Below are 18,941 nucleotides of genomic sequence, written 5' to 3' on the forward strand. Positions count from 1 at the left end.
CCGACCCGGCTTACAGCTCCAGCAGCCCGTCCGGCACGTCGACCACGATGCGGCGCGCGTCCTCGTCCACCTCGACCACGAACGCGTCGACGAGCGGTACGAGAATCGTGCGGCCCTCCTTGGCCGAACATACTTCGAGCAGATCCTGCCCCGGCATCTCCTGGATGCCCGACACCGAGCCGACCAGCCCGGAGGCCGCGTCGTGCACCTCCCAGCCGTCCCAGGCGCCTTCGGGCGCGTCGAGCGCGCCGTCCGGCAGGTCGGCGCGGCGCGCGAGGCAATGGCACCCCACGAGCGCCTCGGCGGCGTCGATGCCCTCCACGACGTCGAACGTCACGACGGCGGTTCGCTCGTCCGCCGGCGCGACCGACGTCACGCGCGCCCGGCGCGGGGCGTCGAGCACGGGCGGGACGAAGGCCACCTCGAGGCCCTCGAACAGCAAAAAAGGAAGGCCCGCCGCGCCCTGCGCGACGAACCCTCCCTGCAGATTCTTCGTTTTCGCCAATACGGCGACGTCTGTCCAAGCGCGCATCTAGTCGATGAGCTCCACTTCGACATGGGTGTTCGTGCGCGACGCGGCGGCACGGGCGAGCGTGCGGATAGCCTTGATGACCCGCCCTTGGCGGCCGATGACCTTGCCGGCATCCTCTTCGTTCACGCGAACCTCCACGAGGATGGAGCCGTCTTCGGCGTCGCTCGCTTCGATCTGCAGCTCATCGGGGAACTCGATGAGCGGTCGCACGACGGACTCGACGAGGCCTACGATGTCTTCCGTCTGCTCGGCCATGGCGCTTACGCGTTCTCGCGGGCGTTCTTGAGCAGGCGCGCCACCGTGTCGGTGGGCTGGGCGCCGTTCTTGATCCACTGGTCGACCTTCTCGAGGTCGAACTTCACCATCGCGGGGGTGGCGCAGGGATTGTAGCGGCCGACTTCCTCGATGAACTTGCCGTCGCGCGGGCTGCGCGCGTCGGCGACGACGATACGGTAGTACGGGCGCTTCTTGGCGCCGTGGCGAGCAAGGCGAATTTTAACTGCCATGAAGGTGAACTCCTTTTTGCTTCTTACATCAGGTCCGGGCGGGTTGACATCGTGACGTTTCGGCACGTGAGCCGAAGCCCGCAAAACAGCAATTGCTTATTCTACGGCGTGAACGGCCGTTTGACAAGCGGTGTTATCGCAGTATTGTACGCGATTGCCCCGATCGCGCGGCATCGCCGCCCCGCACGTCCTCGAAAAGCCCATGTTTCAGGCATCGGATGGGCGCTCCGCCCTGGCTTGGCGGGCGGCGGCCACGGCGAGGCGGACGCGGTTCTCGCGGTTCAGGGCCGACGCCTCGGGGTCGTAGTCCACGACGGTGACGGGCATGCCCGGATGGCGCCGCGCCGCCTCGTGCAGGGCGCCGCGAGCCTGGACGTGGCCCTTCAGGCAGCCGAAGCTCTGCAGGTACACCACGTGGTCGACGCCCGCGGCCTCGAAGGCGTCGAGCTGGGCGTCGTAGCGCACGTCGTCGACGAACAGGTTGGCGGGATCGGGCAGCACGGCTCGGCAGCCCAGGCGCTCGACGGACGCCGCCAGGCCGTCGTTCAGGTACGCGTCGAAGCACAGAAGGGCGTTGCCCAAGATGCCGATGTGCGGGCGGTCGTCGTCGGCCGGATCCGCCTTCGTCGCGGGAGCGCCGAGCCCCGCGGGCCAGGCGTCCTCCCACTCGATCCCCACCGCGCGCCCGCAGGCGCGCTCCACCAGGCGCGGCAGGGCGTCCAGCAGGCAGCGCTCGCACACGCGCGGCACCGAGACGCGCCCGAGGGACGGGTCGGCCTCCGCCAGGCGTGCGGCGCGCCCGGCGAGGGCGGCCACGGTATGGCACACGTCGGGGTTGACGCCGCCGCGCGCCCGTTCGAGGTCGGCGCGCTCGATGCGGCCGAGCAGCGGGACGGCGACGGACGCGCTCCCCTTCGGTTTGCCCGGAGCGTCCGCGCGCCCCGCCGCCTCGCTCGGAACGAAGGCAATGTCACGTCGCAGGTCGCGGGCCTCCACGGCCTCGGCGAGCGTGCGCAGGCGGATGCGGATGTGCGCCGTGTCGACGATGTCGTCGATCTTGAGGACGGTGAACGACCGGTGCGCGGCCTCCAGCACGTCGCGCGCCTCGTCGGCGGCGACGGCGTCGTAGCCGCACCCGAACGACCGCAGGCACACGAGCTCGAGCGCCGGATCGGCCGCTGCGAAGCGCGCCAAGCCTGCCAAGTGCTTCGCCGGCCTCCAAGGCGGCGAAACGAGGGCCCTGCCCGGCGACGCGGCCTCCTTCGCGTCGGAGATTCCTTCGCGCGCCCCGCGCAGACGACCTGCCAGGCCCAGCGGCGGGACGACGGCGAATCCCAAACGCTCGACCACGCCGTCCACCTCGTGCGACAGTTCGGCGTCGACGTGGTAGGGCCGCCCCGCGAGCACGACGCCGTGTCGGCCGGAGGCGGCGTGCACCCAGGAGAGCGCTTGCTCCGTCGCCCGAGCGACCACGGCCTCGAACGCGCGCTGTGCGGTCAGGGCGGCCTCCAGCGCGCGCTCGAGCTCGCCCTCCCCCAGCGGCGCCTCTTCGGGCGCGAGCCGGCCGAGGGACGCCAGGAGCGCCGCGCGGTCGGCGTCGCTGCGGACGATCCGCTCCGGCCTCACGGCGCCGAGCGTCGGCGCGGCGAGGACCAAGGCGCCCGTGCGCACGAGCGGCACGCTGTCGGCCACGGCGTCTGCGTAGCAGCTCGACACCGGGCAGCGGCTTCCGCGCTCGAAGCGCGGCATGAGGACGGCTCCCGCCCCGCGCCGCGCGAGGTCGTAGAGGCGCGCGTGCGCGACCTTCGCCGGCTGGCACACGCTCTCGGAGGGAATGGTCTCCAGGCCTTCTTCGGCGGCCGATCCCTCCTTCCGTTGCGGCACCAGCACCGAGAACCCCAGTTCGCGAAGCAGCGCATGCCAAAACGGCAGGTTCTCGTACGCGTTGAGCGCGTCCATGAGCCCCACGCGCACCTCGGCCCGCGGCCCGGCGCCCTCCGCATCGCCGCAGCGCGCCAGCAGCTTGCGCTCGAGCGCCACGACGTTCGGAGCGCGGCGCGGAGCCTCCGATCGCCGGCCCTTCTGGGGCCCCGCGCCGGCAAGCGCCCCGTCGAGGAAGGCGTGCGCCCGCTCGCATCGGTTGCCGGAGACGAAGCGCCGGGAGCCCTCGAACTCCACCACGGTGAGCGCGCAGGCGCACCCGCATCCGCCGCAGCGCACCGCCGCGCGCCTGGGCGCGAGAGCCGACAGGCGCGCGGCGTCGACGAGCGAGCTGCGCCGCGCTTCCCCGCCGCCCGCCAGCGCGCGGTCGCGGGCCGTGAGCGCCGCGCCGATGGCGCCCATGAGGTGCGCCGTGTCGGGGCGCACGGCCCGCACCCCGGCCACGAGCTCGAAGGCGCGCAGCACGGCGTCGGACTTGAAGGCTCCCCCCTGCACGACCACCGTACCGCCCATGCCCGCCACCTTGTCGCGGCCGATGATGCGGTACAGCGCGTTCTGAACCACGGAATAGGCTATGCCGGCCGCTATGTCGGCCGCAGGCGCGCCGATCTTCTGCGCGTGGCGCACGCGCGACGTCATGAACACCGTGCACTTCGTCCCCAGGTCGACAGGGTTTCTCGCCCCCAAGGCGGCTTCGGAGAACCGCACGGGGGACATATGCAGCGTATGGGCCGTGCCCTCGACGAACGAGCCGCAGCCGCTCGAGCACGCCTCGTTGAGCACGGCGTCGGACACGAGTCCGTCGCGCACCCAGATGGCCTTCATGTCCTGCCCGCCTATGTCGAGCACGAACGACGCCCCCGGGCGGAACGCGCGCGCGGCGCGCACGTGCGCCGTGGTCTCCACCACGCCCGAGTCGATGCCGAGCGCGGCGCGCAGCAGGTCCTCCCCGTAGCCCGTGACCGTGGCATGGGCGATGTGGACCAGGGCCTCGGCCTTGCCGTAGGACCGCGGCAGCACGCGGTACATATCGCCCAGCATGACGGTGGCGGTTTTGAGCACGTCTCCCTCGACCGGCCGGTAGTCGGAATGGACGAGCCGCCCGGCACCGTCCACCAGGGCGCACTTCACCGTGGTGGAGCCGGCGTCCAACCCCAGGTAGAGCGGGCCCTCGCAGTCGAACAGCCTCGTGCGGGGCATGCGCTCGGCCGCGTGCCGCTCCTCGAACTCCGCGCGTTCGGCCGCATCGGCGAACAACGGGGGCAGATGGTCGAGGTCGTCGGAGGGATCGTCGGCGTTGCGCACCTGCCGTTCCAGCTCCGTGAGCGAGGCCGTGCGCGGCGGCGTGCCGTCGTCGGCCGCCTCGCGCGCCGTAAGCGCGGCGCCGCGGGCCGTGAACAGATGGGCGTTCGGCGGCTTGACGCCCGTCTCGCGCGTGAGGCCGAGCGCGCGGCGGAAGCGGTGCACCAGGTTGGGGATGTACTCGAGCGGCCCGCCCAGAAACACGATCGTGCCCTTGAGGGGCCGGCCGCAGGCGAGGCCCCCGAGCGTCTGGCGCACGACGGCCTCGAGCGCGCTCGCCGCGATGTCGGCCGTGCGCGCGCCCGCGTTCAACAGGGGCCGCACGTCGGTTTGAGCGAACACGGCGCATCGCGACGCTATGGGGTAGATGCGGTTCGCCCCCAGCGCCAGCCCGCTCATGTCCGACATGCGCGCGCCGATCATGAACGCGATGGTGTCGATGAACCCGCCCGTGCCGCCCGCGCACGTGGCGTTCATGCGCTGTTCCAGGCCGCCGGTGAGGTAGACCACCTTCGCGTCCTCGCCTCCCAGCTCGATGAACGCGTCGGCCTCGGGGTAGGACTCGCGCACGGCGCGCGTGGTGGCCACCACCTCCTGCACGAACGGCAGCCCCAGCAGCTCGGCCAACGCGATGCCCGCCGAACCGGTCACGGCCACGTGCCCGCGCAGGTTGCCGAAGCGCCACGCCATATCGTGCAGCACGCCGGCCAGCGTCGTGCGGATATCGGAGCGATGCCGCCGATAGACGGAATGCACGACGGCGTCGTCCTCGTCAACGACGACGACCTTGATGGTCTTCGACCCGGCGTCTATGCCGATGCGGTAGTCCATGGCGGTTCCCCGGCGGCCTTTCCCTGCGCTCTTTCCATTGCAAGGATAACGCTTGTCCGCATGCTGCGAAACAGGGAATTTCGACCGCGACCGCGCGGCGTGCGCATGCGCCGATCCGGCCGACCGGGGCCGGGCGGCCTACCCTCAGCGGCCGCCCGCCAGCGCGTCCATGCAGTCGCGATAGTAGATGTGGATGTCCTCGTAGCCGCCCATGAACGTCATGAAGCCGCCGGGGACGGTGCCCACGCGCGCGAAGCCCAGATCCTCGTACAGGTGGATGGCGGCCGCGTTGCTGGCGACCACGGCGTTGAACTGCAGGCCGCGGAAGCCCTTGCGGGCGGCTCGGGCGAGCGAGTCCTCCACGAGCGCCCGGCCCAGCCCCACGCCGCGCGAGCCGGACACCACGGCGTAGCTCGCGTTGGCGATGTGCCCGCAGCGCCCGACGTTGTTCGGGTGCAGGACGTACAGGCCGAACACCTTCCCGTCGAGGTCGGCCACCACGGAAAGCGTCTGCTCGGCGAAGAACTCCGCAGCCGTCTCCAGCGTAAGGGGTTCGATCTGGGGAAACGCCTCGCCGCCCTCGACGACCTCGTTCCACACCTTCATCATGCCCGCAAGGTCCTCCTCGCGGTACGGGCGAATCTCAAGACCCATGGCGCTTCCTTTCCTCGCAAAAGATTGCGCCAGTATAGCATCAGCCGCTGCGGGGCGCCATGCGAACCCGTGCGAGCGCTCCGCAGGCCGACGCAGACGCTCCTAGTCCGCCACCAGCTCGCGCACGTCCACGCGCTTCACCTTGCGGGACGACGCGTAGGCCGCCGCCAGGAACACCGCCGCGAGGCCGAGCGTGAGGCCGCTTACCGCGAAAAGGTTCGCGTCGAGGGCGAAACTGGTGAGCCCGAACAGGCCGAACAGCTGGCTGACCAGCCATCCTCCCCCGAGCATCGCGGCCGTGGCGCCGAGCGCGCAGCCCACGAGCGCGACGCAGAAGAAGCGCAGCGCGAACTGCACGCGCAGCGCGCGGCAGGTGAACCCCAGCGCGCGGTACACCCCCAGATCGTGCCGCTCCGCCGAGAACAGGCGGCCGATTATCAGCGACACGGCCAAGAACACGAGGGCGACCGCGACGAGGGCCATGACGTAGGCCATGGTGACGAACAGGCTCTGGATGAGCCCCACCATGTCGCCCGTGTCGGAGAACAGCCCGCGTGGCCGCGCGTCGACGTCCCCGCCGAAACGCTGCTCGAGCGCGGCGCGGGCCTCGTCGGCCTTGCCGGAGTCGGCGAGGGCGTACTGGCGCGGCGCGCTCGACGCGTCGGGGTCTATGCCCGCCAGCTCGCACACGCCGTCGAACGTGACCACGCAACCGTACCCCGCGTTGAGCATGCTGGACAGCTTTCCGCACACGATGAAGGGGCGCTCGACGCCGTCGTTGCCGGGCACCATGAACTCGTCTCCCAGCTCCAGGCCTACGAGCGAGGCGAGGTTCGACCCCACGAGCACCTCGTTGTCGTGAAGCGGCGCCCGCCCCTCCGACATGCCCGTCACCAGCGAGGTGTCGGTGAGGCCCACGAACGACCGGCTCTCGCCGCCCAGGTTCACCATCGTGAACGACTCCTGCCACGACCGCTCGATGGGGCTCACGTCCGCGATGGTGCGCTCCACCTCGTCGAAATCGAGGTCGGGGGACACCGCCGCCGCGGTCACGTCGCTCTTCCACATGCCGAACGTGCTGTAAGCGGCATTCGGCTTGTTCAGCGTTCCGCAGATGCCGTACACGAGCACGACGAACGCGCAGAGCAAGAAAGCGCACAGGGCAAGGCTCACGTAGCGCCGTTTCGCCGAGACGACCGCGCGCAGGGCCAGCTGCAGGTTGAGCCGGGAGCCGGTGACGGGACGCGTCGCACGGCTCGCGAAGCTGTGGTCCGCCGCGCCGCCGCGCAGCGCCACGAGCGGGGAGATGGCCGCGAGCTTGCGCGCGCGGTGCGCCACCACCGCCGCCACGAGCGCCAACAGCGCGCCCAAGACGCACAGCGCCGCCACGGGCACGGAGTCGTTGTCGGCGAGAACCCCGGTGAGCTGGGCGAAGAACGGAAGCGCAGCCGGCACCGCCGCCATGGCGAGCGCGAAGCCCGCCGCGAAGCCCGCCAGGCTCGCACCGCCGTACTCGACGACGAGCACGGCGGCCAGGGTGCGGCGGCCCACGCCCACGGCTTTGAGCGTGCCGTAGTCGGCGTAGTGCTCCTCGATGGACGACGAGATGGCGTGCGTGCAGATGACGAGCGCCACCACGAACAGCAGGCAGGCGAACACGCCCATGACCGCCGCCCCTATGATCACCACCATCATGGCGTAGCCGGCAAGCGTCGTCGAGCTGAACATGCCGGAGGTGGAGGCGCCCCATGCCGTGCCCTCGGCGATGGCGCGGGTCAGGTCCGACGGCTGCGCCCCACGGGCCCGCGCGGCGTCCGAAAGGAACGCGTTCATCTCCGTGATGCGGTACGCGAACGAGCCCGTGGCGTAGATGTCGATGGGCTCCCCCTGCGCGACGGCGGCCTCGTCCACGTCGCGTGCGAGCTCCTCGTACGTTTCAGGGGCCACCTGGTAGCGCTTGAGCTCCATGAACGCGGTACCCATCTGGGGGTCCTCGATGAACCCGGACACGGTGAGCGTGCGCGTCCTGTCGCCGACGGCAAGCTCCACGGTGTCGCCGACGTCCACTCCGGGCGACACCTTCAGCGTGAGCGGAACGTACACCTCGCCGGGCGCCGGGGGTTCGGGGTCGTCCGCGAAGCCGGTGCCGTCGGGCGTGAACAGCTGGCAGGATATCCCCGTGCCCCACGCCTGGTACTGCACGGCGGAAGACGGGTTCTTGTCGATGTCCCGCCCGTCTTCGCCGTGGAACGTGGTGGGGACGACGAGCACGCCGCTCGTGCGCACCTCCCCCACCTCGTCGAGCGCCTCGACGTCCGCCACCGCCTCGTCGGTGAGGCTCGACGCGAGGTCGTAGGCGTACACGTCGCCCGCGCCCGCCTCGGCGAGAGCGTCGGCCTCGCGGGCGTTCAAGTCGACGTACATGCAGATGGTGAACGTGAGCGCGGCCGCCGTGAGCGCCATGAGGAAGAAGATGCCCAAAAAGGAGCCTTTGGAGCGCTTGATGCCCGCGACTGCGAGCGTGCGCATGAGTGCCACGGTGCGCCTCCCTACCAAGACAGCGAGGACAGCCAGGCGTTCACCTGGGCCTCGCGGGCCTTGAGATAGGAAACGTCGCCCTCGCGGTACGCGGGCAGGTCGAGCTCGCCCTTGATGACGCCGTCCTCCAGGTACAGGACGCGGTTCGCGCGCACGGCGCACTGCACGTCGTGCGTGACCATGCAGATGGACTGACCCGCGGCGTTCAGCTCGCACAACAGCGCGAGCACCTCGAGCGAGTTCGCGCGGTTGAGCGCGCCGGTGGGCTCGTCGGCGAACACGACGTCCGGGTCGTTCACCACGCTGCGCGCCACGGCGCAGCGCTGCTGCTGGCCGCCCGAGGTTTGGCTGGGAAGATGGTGCGCGTCGGCGGTGAGCCCCATGCGGTCGATGAGCGCTTGCGCGACGGCACGCGTATCGGCTGCGTTGCGGTCCCTTTTCAGGTAGCCGGGCACGGCGATGTTCTCGAACAGGGTGAGGTTGCTCACAAGATGCGCCTGCTGGAACACGAAGCCGAAACGCTGCGCGCGCAGTTCGGCCATGTCCTGCTCGCCCAGGCTCGTGATGCTCGCACCGCGGTAGAGCACGTCGCCCGCCGTGACCGTGTCCATGCCCGACAGGCAGTAGAGCAGCGTGGACTTGCCGGAGCCCGACGGCCCCATGACGGCGGTGAAGTCGCCTTCGTAGAGCGCGAGGTCGACGTTGCTCAGCACGTGCGTCTGCACGCCTTCGGCCGCGTAGCTCTTGGAAAGCCTTTCGGCTTGGATGATGATGGGTTTCATGACAGCCTTTCGAATCGGTTCGTCGCTGAAAGGCATCGTAGCCGCGTCGACATTAAGGAGTCTTTAAGGCCCGCAGGGAAATTCCAACGCCGCGCGCAAACCGGGGTCGGCGTTCTCGAGACGCGCCGTGCCGCCCATCTGCCCGACCAGGTAACGCACGATGAACAGGCCGAGACCCGCACCGGGCGCGCCTGCCGCGTTGCCCCCGCGATAGAAGCGCTCGAAGGCGAACGGCAGGTCCTCGGGCGGCATGCCGGGACCGAAGTCGCGCACCTCGACGCGATAGCCGCCCTCGACGCGCATGCCGGAAACCTCCACGGGCGAACCGGGCGCGTACTTGCGCGCGTTCGCGATGAGGTTCTCGAGCACCTGGGCCAGGCGTTTCGGGTCGTGGCGCACGACGGCGTGGTCGAGACGTCCTATCGCCACGTCGCCCGTCGCGTCGAAATCGGACACGGCCGCGCGCACGGTCTCGTGCAGGGGAGCCTCCTCGCAGGTCACGACGATACGGTCGAGGTCGGCGAGCGCATGGAGGAACAGGTCGTCAGTGAGACGGGTCACCTCGTCGCACTTGCGCGCGATGGTGCGCGCATAGCCCGCGCGCTCCTCCTCGTCGCGGGCCAGACCCAGTTCGAGCGCCTCGGAGTAGGCGCGAATGGAGGCTATGGGCGTTTTGACGTCGTGCGAGAGCGCGGCCACGGTGGTCCTGCTCTGCTCGATCGCGGCAGCCTCGGCGTCCCGGGCGCGCTTGATCTCCTTGCGCATGTTGTCGAACGCCCAGGCGAACTTGCCGAAGGGGTTGCCGCGCTCGTAGGCGAGCGGCGCGTCGAGGTTGCCGCCCGCCACGTCGTCGGCGAACGCCTCGAGGCGCAGGAAGGGGCGCGCCACGCTCGCGTACAGGTAGCCGACCATCGCCCACACCGCTACGGCCCCGGCGGCGAACAGCACCCAGACACCTGCGACGCCCGATGCGCCGCGAGCGTCGGCGGCGGCTCGGAGCGCATCCTGGGCGTCGGCGAGCGCCGCGTCGGCCTGCGCGGCTCCGTCGCCGGAAAGCCCCGACCGGACTCCGTTCAGCTCCACGACCTGCGCGCGCAGCTCGGCGGCCGCGTCGTCGCCGCCGAGCGCGACGGTGGCCGCCGCGGCCAGGGCCGCAAGCGCGACCGTCACGGCGAGGGCGAACCCCGCCAGCCTGCGGGCGACGCGCCGCGCCTCGCCCGACCTTGCCGCCGTCACGCCGCGCCCCCGCCGCCCGCGTCGAACAGATAGCCTTTGCCCCGCACGGTTTTGAAGTAGGCGGGATGGGCCGGATCGTCCTCCAGCTTCGCGCGCAGCCAGCTCATATGCACCGAGACCGTCTGCGGCTCCACCTCGGAGAACGCGCCCCACACCTCGGCCAGCAGCCGCTCCTTCGACACGGCCGCGCCCTCGTGCCTCATGAGGTAGGCCGCCAAGGCCAGCTCCTTCGGAGACAAGGGCACGGGCTCGCCCTCCTTCGCAAGGATGCCCGCCCCTTCGTCGAGCGCGAACGGGCCGGCCGCCATCCCAGCCGGTGCCATGCCGCCCGCATGCCCTTGCGCGCGCCGCAGCAGCGCGTTCACGTGGGCGAGCAGCTCGCGCAGGGAGTAGGGTTTCGGCAGATAGTCGTCGCCTCCCGTGTCGAGGCCCTCGATGCGGTCCGTCTCGCTCGTGCGCGCCGAGGCGAAGATGACGGGAACGTCGCTTGCCCGGCGCAACGCCGCGCAAGCCGCGAACCCGTCGTCGCCCGGCAGGTTGATGTCGAGCAGCACAAGGTCGAACGCCCGCGCGCCCAGCACGTCGTAGGCCTCCTCGGCGCTCGCCGCGCGCTCGACCGCGAACCCCTCGCTTTCGAGATAGCGCGCCACGATGGCGGAGAGGTCCGCGTCGTCGTCCACGATGAGTATGCTCGGCATGCGGCCGGCCCCTTCCCCTTGGTTCGCGAAGCCGCGCGAATGGACGTCCGGTCGATCCGCGCCCGCTCATTGTAACAGCACGGTGAAAACGTGAAGCCGTCGAGACCCCTATCAGTCCGCATCGCCCTCTGCGACGGCCTCCACCTGGACGACCTCGACCAGAAGCCGCCCGAAGTCGGGAGCGGTCTTCGGCGTGACGACCGCGTGCCCGATCTTCTTCTCGGCCGCCGCCCGTGCGACGCCCGCCACCTCGCCGCCCGATTCGGCGACGATGCGGTGCTCGTCGAACGTGTCCGGATCGACGGCGCGCTCGATCTCGGCCGTCGTAGCCTCGGCAAGCGTGCTCAAAGCCAGCTCCATGTCGCTCATGTTGTCGCGCAGGCTCTCCTTCGTCAGTCCTTTGAACCCCTTGTACTCGCCTGCCGTCATGTCCGACCAGGCGCGGTAGATGTCGTTGGTGAGGATGGCGTATTCCGCGTTCGTCTTGACCCCGCGCTCGCGCCACTCGAACGTGAGGCTCCTGCGAGTTCGGATGGAGAAGAGCCGCTGGCTTATCCATTCCTCGGAGTACCCCTTGCGGCGGTAATAGGAAACGGCGCGCTCGATGGCGAGTTCGGGGTCGAACACCTCGTCGATGCGCTCTCTGCCGACTTCGGCGAGCCAGAGCTTGAACGGCTCGGCCTTGGGCGAGGGAATGGACTGGACGAGGCGCAACACCTGCTCGGTGTTGGCGGCGTCGGTAACCCTCATCTTGCCGTCCGCGGCCCTCATCTTCAAACCGTTACAATTTGTAACGGTTTGATTCCCCTCGTCAACGAGCCTTTTCTTGAGCACGCGCCAATACGTTTGCGGGTTTTTACTTTCCGACAACACCCCCACCACGTCGACCACCGAGAAGTACCAATCCTCCTCTTCCTCAACCCACACCGACCGGATCTCCCTGCCCTCGAACATCTGCAGTTTGTCGAGCCTTCCCTTGCCTTCGTCTTCGGCCATAGCTCCGCCATCCTTTCATCCCAAGGTTTTCTAAATCATTGGATTGGGGAAGCAGGCGGCTCGAGAAAGACGTTTGCCGAGAAAACGGAAGAGACAAGGAGATGCCGCCTGCTGATGTGCATGCCTGCGGCATATCTCGTGTGCGGGTCACACTATATCATACATATGTTCGTATTGGAAGGGTGCATGTACGTCACGCCCCATTCCTCACGAGCCAAAGTTGCGTCGGCGATTCGAGCCTGGCCGCGCGCAAGCGTCACGCAAGGTTCACTTTGCGGTCGAGCAGGTACACGCACAGCACGTAGCATGTCGCCGCGACGCAGAGCGACCCCACCCAGCTCAGGCCCGTCGTCGCCATCGTGGCCGCCGTCGAGGCGTACGGCCCCGCTCCCCCGAACGCGAGCCCGCTCGCAACCGACACGTTGACGACGGTGCCCACCAGGCCGATCGCCCAGGAGATGGCCAGGTACAGCCCGATGCCCGCGGCCACCTTGTGCCGCGAGGCCAGAACCGCCCCCAAGGTGAACGCGGCGTACGCCACGAGCAGTGTCATCGTGCCCTGCGTCGCGGCGCCCACCGCGCCCGACAAGGCTGAGGCCCATGCGGACGAGCCGCCGAACAGCCCGCCGCCGGCCGCGCTCAGCATCCAGTACGGCAGCGTGTCGCTGATGCTCGCGTTCACGAACCCGGTCGCCGCCAGGGACACGGCCAGCGCGCTCCCGAGCACGACGAGGGCGTCGACGAGCAGCCACAGCAAGCCGGCCAAAACCTTCGACAGCACGATCTGGTTCGCGGTCACCGGCAGCGTGAGGGTGAGGTAGCCCTCGTCGGTGAACAGGTTCTTGTAGAACCGGTGTATGATCACGACGATCGTGGCGATGGTGGCCGAGAAGACGCCGAGCACGCTGAACGCGAGGGCGACGAGCATGGACACGGTGACAGCCTCCGAAAAGCCCGCCGCCGCCCCCGTCGACGCCCCGCCCGCGCTGAAGCCGACGAACCCGCATACGCACGCCACCAACGCGAGCGCCGCCGCCGCGATGTGCAGCGGCACGAGCACGCGGGAGAGCGCCTTCATGTCGTATTTGAACAGCTTCCCTAGCATCTGAACGCCCCCCTGAAGTAGTCGTCGAGGCTCATGCCGAACTGCGCCCGCATCTGCTCGGTGGGCGCATGCATCACCATCGTCCCGTATTGCAGGAAGATGAATTCGTCCAGCACGCGCTCGACGTCGGCTACGAGGTGCGTGGAGAGCAGGATGGTGGAGTCGCGATGGTAGTTCGCGATGATGGTGTCCAGGATGTAGTCGCGCGTGGCGGGATCGACGCCGCCGATGGGCTCGTCGAGCAGGTAGAGCGCCGCATGGCGCGCCATGACCAGAACGAGCTGCACCTTCTCCTTCGTGCCTTTCGACAGCGAGGCCATCTGCGCGTTGACCGGAACGGAAAGCCGCGCGAGCATGTCCTCGGCGAGCCTTCGGTCGAAGTCGGCGTAGAAGTCTTCGAAGAAGCGCAGCGTCTCGCTCACCTTCATGCTGGCCGCGAAATAGGGGCGCTCGGGAAGGTAGGACACGATCGCCTTCGTCGAGCGTCCCGGCGCGGCGCCGCGGACGAGGACGACGCCGTCGGTGGGCTGCAAGAGCCCCGCCGCCAGCTTGATGAGGGTGGTCTTGCCGCTGCCGTTCGGCCCGAGCAGCCCCACGACGCGCCCGCGCGGAACCGTCAGGGTCACCGCCCCCAGGGCCGTCGTCGCCCCGAAGCGCTTCGAGAGAGCCCGGCATTCGAGCACGGGCTCGAACGGCTGCTCGACGATCGGGGGAAGCGGGCGCACGTTCGCAGGCGGCGGATACGGAACCGGCGCGCCCGGTGCCGGCTGGAACGTGCCCGGCACGGGGCCGCCCGGCATCGGCGGGGCGCCCCACGGCGCCTGCTGGCCGTAAGGGTAGGTCGGATAGTCCATGCGCATCTCCCTCCAAGCCGATTCGCGCGAAGCGCGAAAATCGCCTTACCGGTCCGGTTGCCAAACCGCCCAGGTTGGCGTAGTAAGTCAGCGAGGGCGGCCGTGGTGCGCCAGATTCACGGGATCGCGGAGGCGTAGCGTACTTTGGTACGCGAGCCTCCGGGATCACGCGAAGATGGCGTGCCACGGCCGGCCGCAGCGTCGAGAAGTTCCGCGGGCCGTAGGTCTGCGGAACCCGTCTACTCCCCCATCATGTCCTGGAGCTTCTTGAGGTCGGCCATGCTCATGCCGCCCGGCATGCCGGGCAGGCTGCGGCGTCGACGGCCCTTCTTCCCCTTCTTGCCCTTCTTGCCGCCCATCTCCTCGGCGGCGGGCATCATCTTCTTCATCATCTTCTTCGTCTCGTTGAACTTCTTGATGAGCTGGTTCACGTCGGACACGGTCACGCCGGCGCCGGCCGCGATGCGGGCGCGGCGGCTGCCGTTCAGCAGGTCGGGCTTCTCGCGCTCCGCCTTCGTCATGGAGTTGATGATGACCTCCATGTGGTCGAGCGCGCCCTCGTCCACCTCGCCTTTGGCCATGGCTTTGTCGCCGCCGGGCAGGGCGCTCACCAGCTTCGAGATGCCGCCCATCTTGCGGATCTGGCGGTTCATGTCGACGAAGTCGTTCAGGTTCAGGTTCGCGCGCATCATGCGCTCGGTCTGCTCCTGCTCGATCTCCTCCTGCTGCACCTTCACGGCACTCTCGATGAGGCTGACCACGTCGCCCATCCCCAGGATGCGCTTGGCCATGCGGTCGGGGTGGAACTCCTCGAGCGAATCGGGCTTCTCGCCCGAGCTGATGAACTTGATGGGCTTGCCCGTGACCTGCTTGATGGAAAGCGCGCCGCCGCCGCGGGCGTCGCCGTCCATCTTCGACATGATCACGCCGTCGAAGTCCACGCGTTCGGCGAAGGCGGCCGCCACGTTCACCACGTCCTGGCCGGTCATGGCGTCCACCACCATGAGGATCTGGTCGGGCTTCGTGGCGCGCTTGATGGCCTCGGCCTCGTCCATCATCTCGTCGTCCACGTGCAGTCGGCCCGCCGTGTCGATGATGACCACGTCGCGCAGGTTGTCGACGGCGTCCTGGATGCCCTCGGTGGCGATCTTCACCGGGTCCTTGCCGTCGCCCCGGTACACCCGCACGCCGATCTCGCCGCCCAGGGTCTGCAACTGGTCGGCGGCGGCGGGGCGGTACACGTCGCAGGCCACGAGCAGGGGCGAGTGGTTCTCCTGCTGCAGACGGTAGGCCAGCTTCGCGGCCGCCGTCGTCTTGCCGGAGCCCTGCAGGCCCACGAGCATGATGACGTTGGGGATGCGGCTGGTGAGCACGAGCTTGGAGTCCGTGCGCCCCAGAAGCTCGGTGAGCTCGTCCATGACGATCTTCACCACGTTCTGGGCGGGCGTGAGCGAGTCGAGCACCTCGGCGTCCAGGCAGCGCTCCTTCGTGCGCGCGACGAAGGACTTCACCACCTTGAAGTTCACGTCGGCTTCCAGAAGCGCCATGCGGATCTCGCGCATGGCGTCGTTGATGTCGTCCTCGGTCAGGCGGCCCTTGCCGCGCAGGCCGGAAAATATGCCCTGCAGGCGTTCGGAGAGGTTCTCGAGCATGGTTGGTCGGCTCCTTGCTGGCTTCGTTGCTTGCTGGTCTTGCATTATACGACAGCGGCGGAGCGTGGGATGCGAAGCGTCGCCTAAAGCCCCGATACTCCAAAAGGCGCGTCACGGAGAGCGGTTCGCCCGTCGCTCGCCACCCGTCGGGAGAAAGGTCGCGCTCTACGGAAGAAGGTCGACTTCAGGAGCGAGATCGTCGCCGAGCCGCGCTTCCGCAACCGTGTGGAGCTTACCGGCCAAAGCGTCCGCACCCGTCGACAGCATGGCCGATATTACGGCGCGTACCGCCACACGCCCTTGTCGTCCAGCTCGCGGCGCACGAGGGCGCGGTCGGCCAGATGGTCGAGGATGACGATGCCCTCGGTGACGATGCACCAGCGCTGCACGAACGAGATGTCCTCCCACGTGTCGTGCGGCACGTTCCAACGGATGCGGCGGACGACCTGCTCGCCGGTGAGGCCCGGTTCGGCGGCCACGATGGCGGCGGTTTCGCGCAGGCGCGCCGCATGGTGCTCGGCCAGCCAGTCCACGCGCTCGGCGAAGTCGTCGCGCGGCTCGCCGTGCGACACGAGCAGGCGCTTGCAGCCGAGAGCGCGCACCTTGTCCAAACTGTCGAGGTAGGCCTGCAGGCCGTCGGCCCCGTCGGGAAACAGCGCGATGCTGGGCGAGATGACGAACAGCACGTGGTCGCCGCCGAACAGGATGCCCGAGGCGGGCTCGAACAACGACAGATGGCCGGGCGTGTGGCCGGGCGTCTCAACGACGCGCAGAACGTAGCGGCCGACGCGCAGCTCGTCACCCTCGCCCACGAAGGTCAGGTCGACCCGCTCGGGATCGAACAGCTGCGGCTCGATGGCGTAGCGGGCGAAGCCCGACGCGTCCGCGAACGACAGGCCCTCGCGTGCGAACAGGCGGCGCGTCTCCTCGAAGTACGCGGCGGCACGCGTGGCCCGCACGGCCGCGAAGTCCACCTCGCTCGCGCAGACGCGCGCACCCGCGGGCACGACGGCGTCCACGAGCCCGGCGTGGTCGAGGTGCAGGTGCGTGAGGAAGTAGGTCGCGCGCCGCCGGTCGACGCCCAGCTCGTCCAAGGCGGCTCCCAGCACGGCCGCCCCCTCGTCGGTGGGCGCCCCCGTGTCCACCACGAGCGCCTCGCCGCCGTCGACCACGACGAAGCAGTTCGTAGCGCTCGTGCTCACGTTCTCGAACGGGACTTTGACCTCGAACACGTCGGGAGCCGCGTGCACTTGGATACTACGCATATTGACATTCTCCTTGCTGGCGCCGCGCGGGATCCTTCGACTCCGGCGGCTTCGCCGCCTCCGCTCAGGATGACAACCGGTGGACGATCGCGCTATCCGCGCTCGTCGAAGTCGCCCACGAGGGCGCGGGCGAAGTCGTGGGCATCGAAGTCCTTGAGGTCGTCCAGGCCCTCGCCCACGCCGATCTTGAGCACGGGAAGCTCCAGCTCGTGGCTCACGGCCAGCGCGATGCCGCCCTTGGCCGTGCCGTCGAGCTTCGTGACGATGACGCCGTCCAGGTCGAGCGCGCGGTCGAACTCGCGCGCCTGGGCCAAGCCGTTCTGGCCGGTGGTGGCGTCGGTCACGAGCACCGTGTACACGGGCATGTTCGCGCGCTTGCGCACCACGCTCACCACCTTCTCCAGCTCGCGCATGAGGTCGGCCGACGTGTGCAGGCGCCCGGCCGTGTCAACGAGCACGAGGTCGGCGCCCTCCTGTTCGGCGCGCTCGATGGTGTCGTAGCACACGCTCGCCGGGTCGCTGCCGCGCTCGCGCGTGCAGATGGGCACGTCCGCCCGCCGCGCCCACACCTCCAGCTGCTCGATGGCGGCGGCACGGAACGTGTCGGCGCTGCCCAACAGCACCTTGCGCCCGGCGTCGACAGCCTCCTTGGCCAGCTTGCCCACCGTGGTGGTCTTGCCCGTGCCGTTGATGCCCACGAACAGCACGATGGCCTCGCCCCCGCCGAACACCTTTTCCCCGCCCGGTGTGAACGTGGAGGCTATCTGGTCGTTCAGCAGGTCGAGCACGGCGTAGGCGTCGGGCAGCGCCTTGCGGGTGGCCTGGTCGCGCAGGCCCTCCACGATGTCGCTCGCCGCAGCGCCTCCCACGTCGGCTAAGATGAGCGTCTCCTCGAGACCGGCCCAGAAGTCCTCGTCGAGGTCGGGGCCGCGGTCGAGCAGGACGTTCATCTGCTCTTTGAACTTGTCTCGCGAGCGGGAGAGCCCCTCGCTGATCCTATCGAAAAATCCCATGGCGGGCTCCTTTCTTGTTCGCCTGAACAGTGTATCCCAAATGCGGCCGCTCGTCAGCGCCGGGGATTCTCCTCCTGCTCGGCGTGGATGGCGCGCAATGTGCGCGTATAGCCCACGAAGGGAAAGAACGAGAGCACGAACCCGGCGGCGAACGCCACGCACGCCGCGAGGCTCGCCCACGCCCCCAGTTCGTTGCCCTGGGCGGTGAGCCGGGCTTGCAGGGCGAAGAGCAGCACGGCCGCGAGCGCGCAGACGAGCGCGGCCCAGCCCAAGCCCGCCCGGCTCGCGGCGATCGTCGCCTCCTGGGCGTCGTCGTCGGTGTACAGCGGGACGGTGCCGGCCTCGGCGCGCACGATCTGCCAAGCGGAGCCCTGCGCCACGCACTCCCAGCCGGCGATGCGGTAGAGCTCGCGCGCCTCCGCCGAGAAGTCGCGCTGGAAGTCCACCGCGTAGTCGTACGCTTGCGGCTCTCCCGCCTCGAAGCGGTACAGGATCCCGCACGAGAACCCGCTCAGGTGCCAACCCCGCGCGCTCATATCGGCGAGCATCGCCATGTCATGCTCCGGCATGATGGCCAACCCTCCGCACAACCGGTACTTAGCCATGGTCCTCCTCGCCCCTCCCGTTCAGCCGATCCTCCGCGAAGGCGACCAGCCGCTTGCGCCGCGCGAAATCGCGCTCGAGCACCGCGCGGCCCTCGTCGGTGGCCGCGTAGAGGATGCGTTTGTCGTCCTCGGCGGTCTCGGCGATCCAGCCCGCCTCCTTGAGCTTCTTGAGCGTCGTGTACATGGTGGCGGGCCCCACCTTCACCGCGCCGTCCGTGGACTCCTCGATGCTCTGCATGATCCGATACCCGTACACCGGCTCGAGCGTGGCCAGCAGGATCAGGAAGATGCTGTCGGAAAGCTCCCCCGTCTCGTACGGGCTCCTCTTCGCCATTTCGCTCCTTCTAGTATATCAATGATGGATAGTATGCTACAATCAGGATGCTTGCAAGCGAACCGTATCTTCGATCCCCACTATACTCTATCTTGGA

17 protein-coding genes are annotated in these 18,941 nt (G+C 69.1%); all 17 read right to left on the minus strand.

Annotation, left to right across the window (positions count from 1 at the left end):
• Nucleotides 1-10 precede the first annotated feature (10 nt).
• The 17 genes from C1878_RS10145 to C1878_RS10225 all read right to left on the minus strand — a co-directional run bounded on the left by C1878_RS10145 (nt 11) and on the right by C1878_RS10225 (nt 18,844).
• Nucleotides 11-532, minus strand: coding sequence for a ribosome maturation factor RimM (locus C1878_RS10145; RefSeq protein WP_114601506.1), 522 nt, complete (start codon nt 530-532; stop codon nt 11-13).
• Entirely contained in the window at nt 533-787 is a 255-nt protein-coding gene (locus tag C1878_RS10150; protein WP_080142899.1) for a KH domain-containing protein, read from the minus strand. It abuts the gene before it with no gap.
• 5 nt (nt 788-792) lie between these two features.
• Nucleotides 793-1,038 (minus strand): 30S ribosomal protein S16, encoded by a 246-nt coding sequence (gene rpsP, locus C1878_RS10155; RefSeq protein WP_080142898.1) that lies wholly within the window; start codon nt 1,036-1,038, stop codon nt 793-795.
• A gap of 207 nt (nt 1,039-1,245) precedes the next feature.
• A complete protein-coding gene (locus tag C1878_RS10160) occupies nt 1,246-5,112 on the minus strand; it encodes a BadF/BadG/BcrA/BcrD ATPase family protein (RefSeq protein WP_114601507.1) in 3,867 nt (1,288 codons plus the stop codon).
• Nucleotides 5,113-5,256: 144 nt separating this feature from the next.
• Nucleotides 5,257-5,766: a GNAT family N-acetyltransferase gene (locus tag C1878_RS10165; protein ID WP_114601508.1), complete on the minus strand. Its 510-nt coding sequence runs from the start codon at nt 5,764-5,766 to the stop codon at nt 5,257-5,259.
• Nucleotides 5,767-5,868: 102 nt separating this feature from the next.
• A complete protein-coding gene (locus tag C1878_RS10170) occupies nt 5,869-8,295 on the minus strand; it encodes an ABC transporter permease (protein ID WP_114601509.1) in 2,427 nt (808 codons plus the stop codon).
• A 20-nt stretch (nt 8,296-8,315) separates the two neighbouring features.
• Nucleotides 8,316-9,086: an ABC transporter ATP-binding protein gene (locus C1878_RS10175; protein WP_114601510.1), complete on the minus strand. Its 771-nt coding sequence runs from the start codon at nt 9,084-9,086 to the stop codon at nt 8,316-8,318.
• Between the two features lie 63 nt (nt 9,087-9,149).
• Entirely contained in the window at nt 9,150-10,322 is a 1,173-nt protein-coding gene (locus C1878_RS10180) for a HAMP domain-containing sensor histidine kinase (protein WP_114601511.1), read from the minus strand.
• A complete protein-coding gene (locus C1878_RS10185) occupies nt 10,319-11,020 on the minus strand; it encodes a response regulator transcription factor (RefSeq protein WP_114601512.1) in 702 nt (233 codons plus the stop codon). Before C1878_RS10185 ends, C1878_RS10180 begins: the two co-directional genes overlap by 4 nt.
• A gap of 111 nt (nt 11,021-11,131) precedes the next feature.
• On the minus strand, nt 11,132-12,016 hold the full coding sequence (locus C1878_RS10190) for a Bro-N domain-containing protein (RefSeq protein ID WP_114601513.1): 885 nt from the start codon (nt 12,014-12,016) through the stop codon (nt 11,132-11,134).
• 256 nt (nt 12,017-12,272) lie between these two features.
• On the minus strand, nt 12,273-13,121 hold the full coding sequence (locus C1878_RS10195) for a hypothetical protein (protein WP_114601514.1): 849 nt from the start codon (nt 13,119-13,121) through the stop codon (nt 12,273-12,275).
• Complete coding sequence (locus C1878_RS10200) at nt 13,115-13,975, minus strand: ABC transporter ATP-binding protein (protein WP_241963698.1); 861 nt, start codon at nt 13,973-13,975, stop codon at nt 13,115-13,117. The genes C1878_RS10195 and C1878_RS10200 overlap by 7 nt, the downstream gene beginning before the upstream one ends.
• A gap of 239 nt (nt 13,976-14,214) precedes the next feature.
• Nucleotides 14,215-15,627, minus strand: a complete 1,413-nt coding sequence (ffh, locus tag C1878_RS10205) for a signal recognition particle protein (RefSeq protein WP_114601515.1) — start codon at nt 15,625-15,627, stop codon at nt 14,215-14,217.
• A 275-nt stretch (nt 15,628-15,902) separates the two neighbouring features.
• Complete coding sequence (locus C1878_RS10210) at nt 15,903-16,892, minus strand: MBL fold metallo-hydrolase (RefSeq protein WP_114601516.1); 990 nt, start codon at nt 16,890-16,892, stop codon at nt 15,903-15,905.
• 92 nt (nt 16,893-16,984) lie between these two features.
• A complete protein-coding gene (gene ftsY, locus C1878_RS10215) occupies nt 16,985-17,905 on the minus strand; it encodes a signal recognition particle-docking protein FtsY (protein ID WP_114601517.1) in 921 nt (306 codons plus the stop codon).
• Between the two features lie 53 nt (nt 17,906-17,958).
• On the minus strand, nt 17,959-18,510 hold the full coding sequence (locus C1878_RS10220; RefSeq protein WP_114601518.1) for a DUF2812 domain-containing protein: 552 nt from the start codon (nt 18,508-18,510) through the stop codon (nt 17,959-17,961).
• Nucleotides 18,503-18,844, minus strand: a complete 342-nt coding sequence (locus C1878_RS10225) for a PadR family transcriptional regulator (RefSeq protein ID WP_114601519.1) — start codon at nt 18,842-18,844, stop codon at nt 18,503-18,505. The genes C1878_RS10220 and C1878_RS10225 overlap by 8 nt, the downstream gene beginning before the upstream one ends.
• Nucleotides 18,845-18,941 lie beyond the last annotated feature (97 nt).

Origin of the sequence: Gordonibacter sp. 28C, assembly GCF_003339845.1 — a bacterium.
Classification (GTDB): Bacteria; Actinomycetota; Coriobacteriia; order Coriobacteriales; family Eggerthellaceae; genus Gordonibacter.

Bases quoted from the DNA above. Each gene is read 5' to 3' on its own strand.
- C1878_RS10145 (WP_114601506.1), bottom strand. From the start codon at position 532: ATGCGCGCTTGGACAGACGTCGCCGTATTGGCGAAAACGAAGAATCTG.
- C1878_RS10150 (WP_080142899.1), bottom strand. From the start codon at position 787: ATGGCCGAGCAGACGGAAGACATCGTAGGCCTCGTCGAGTCCGTCGTG.
- rpsP (WP_080142898.1), bottom strand. From the start codon at position 1,038: ATGGCAGTTAAAATTCGCCTTGCTCGCCACGGCGCCAAGAAGCGCCCG.
- C1878_RS10160 (WP_114601507.1), bottom strand. From the start codon at position 5,112: ATGGACTACCGCATCGGCATAGACGCCGGGTCGAAGACCATCAAGGTC.
- C1878_RS10165 (WP_114601508.1), bottom strand. From the start codon at position 5,766: ATGGGTCTTGAGATTCGCCCGTACCGCGAGGAGGACCTTGCGGGCATG.
- C1878_RS10170 (WP_114601509.1), bottom strand. From the start codon at position 8,295: ATGCGCACGCTCGCAGTCGCGGGCATCAAGCGCTCCAAAGGCTCCTTT.
- C1878_RS10175 (WP_114601510.1), bottom strand. From the start codon at position 9,086: ATGAAACCCATCATCATCCAAGCCGAAAGGCTTTCCAAGAGCTACGCG.
- C1878_RS10185 (WP_114601512.1), bottom strand. From the start codon at position 11,020: ATGCCGAGCATACTCATCGTGGACGACGACGCGGACCTCTCCGCCATC.
- C1878_RS10190 (WP_114601513.1), bottom strand. From the start codon at position 12,016: ATGGCCGAAGACGAAGGCAAGGGAAGGCTCGACAAACTGCAGATGTTC.
- C1878_RS10195 (WP_114601514.1), bottom strand. From the start codon at position 13,121: ATGCTAGGGAAGCTGTTCAAATACGACATGAAGGCGCTCTCCCGCGTG.
- C1878_RS10200 (WP_241963698.1), bottom strand. From the start codon at position 13,975: ATGGACTATCCGACCTACCCTTACGGCCAGCAGGCGCCGTGGGGCGCC.
- ffh (WP_114601515.1), bottom strand. From the start codon at position 15,627: ATGCTCGAGAACCTCTCCGAACGCCTGCAGGGCATATTTTCCGGCCTG.
- C1878_RS10210 (WP_114601516.1), bottom strand. From the start codon at position 16,892: ATGCGTAGTATCCAAGTGCACGCGGCTCCCGACGTGTTCGAGGTCAAA.
- ftsY (WP_114601517.1), bottom strand. From the start codon at position 17,905: ATGGGATTTTTCGATAGGATCAGCGAGGGGCTCTCCCGCTCGCGAGAC.
- C1878_RS10220 (WP_114601518.1), bottom strand. From the start codon at position 18,510: ATGGCTAAGTACCGGTTGTGCGGAGGGTTGGCCATCATGCCGGAGCAT.
- C1878_RS10225 (WP_114601519.1), bottom strand. From the start codon at position 18,844: ATGGCGAAGAGGAGCCCGTACGAGACGGGGGAGCTTTCCGACAGCATC.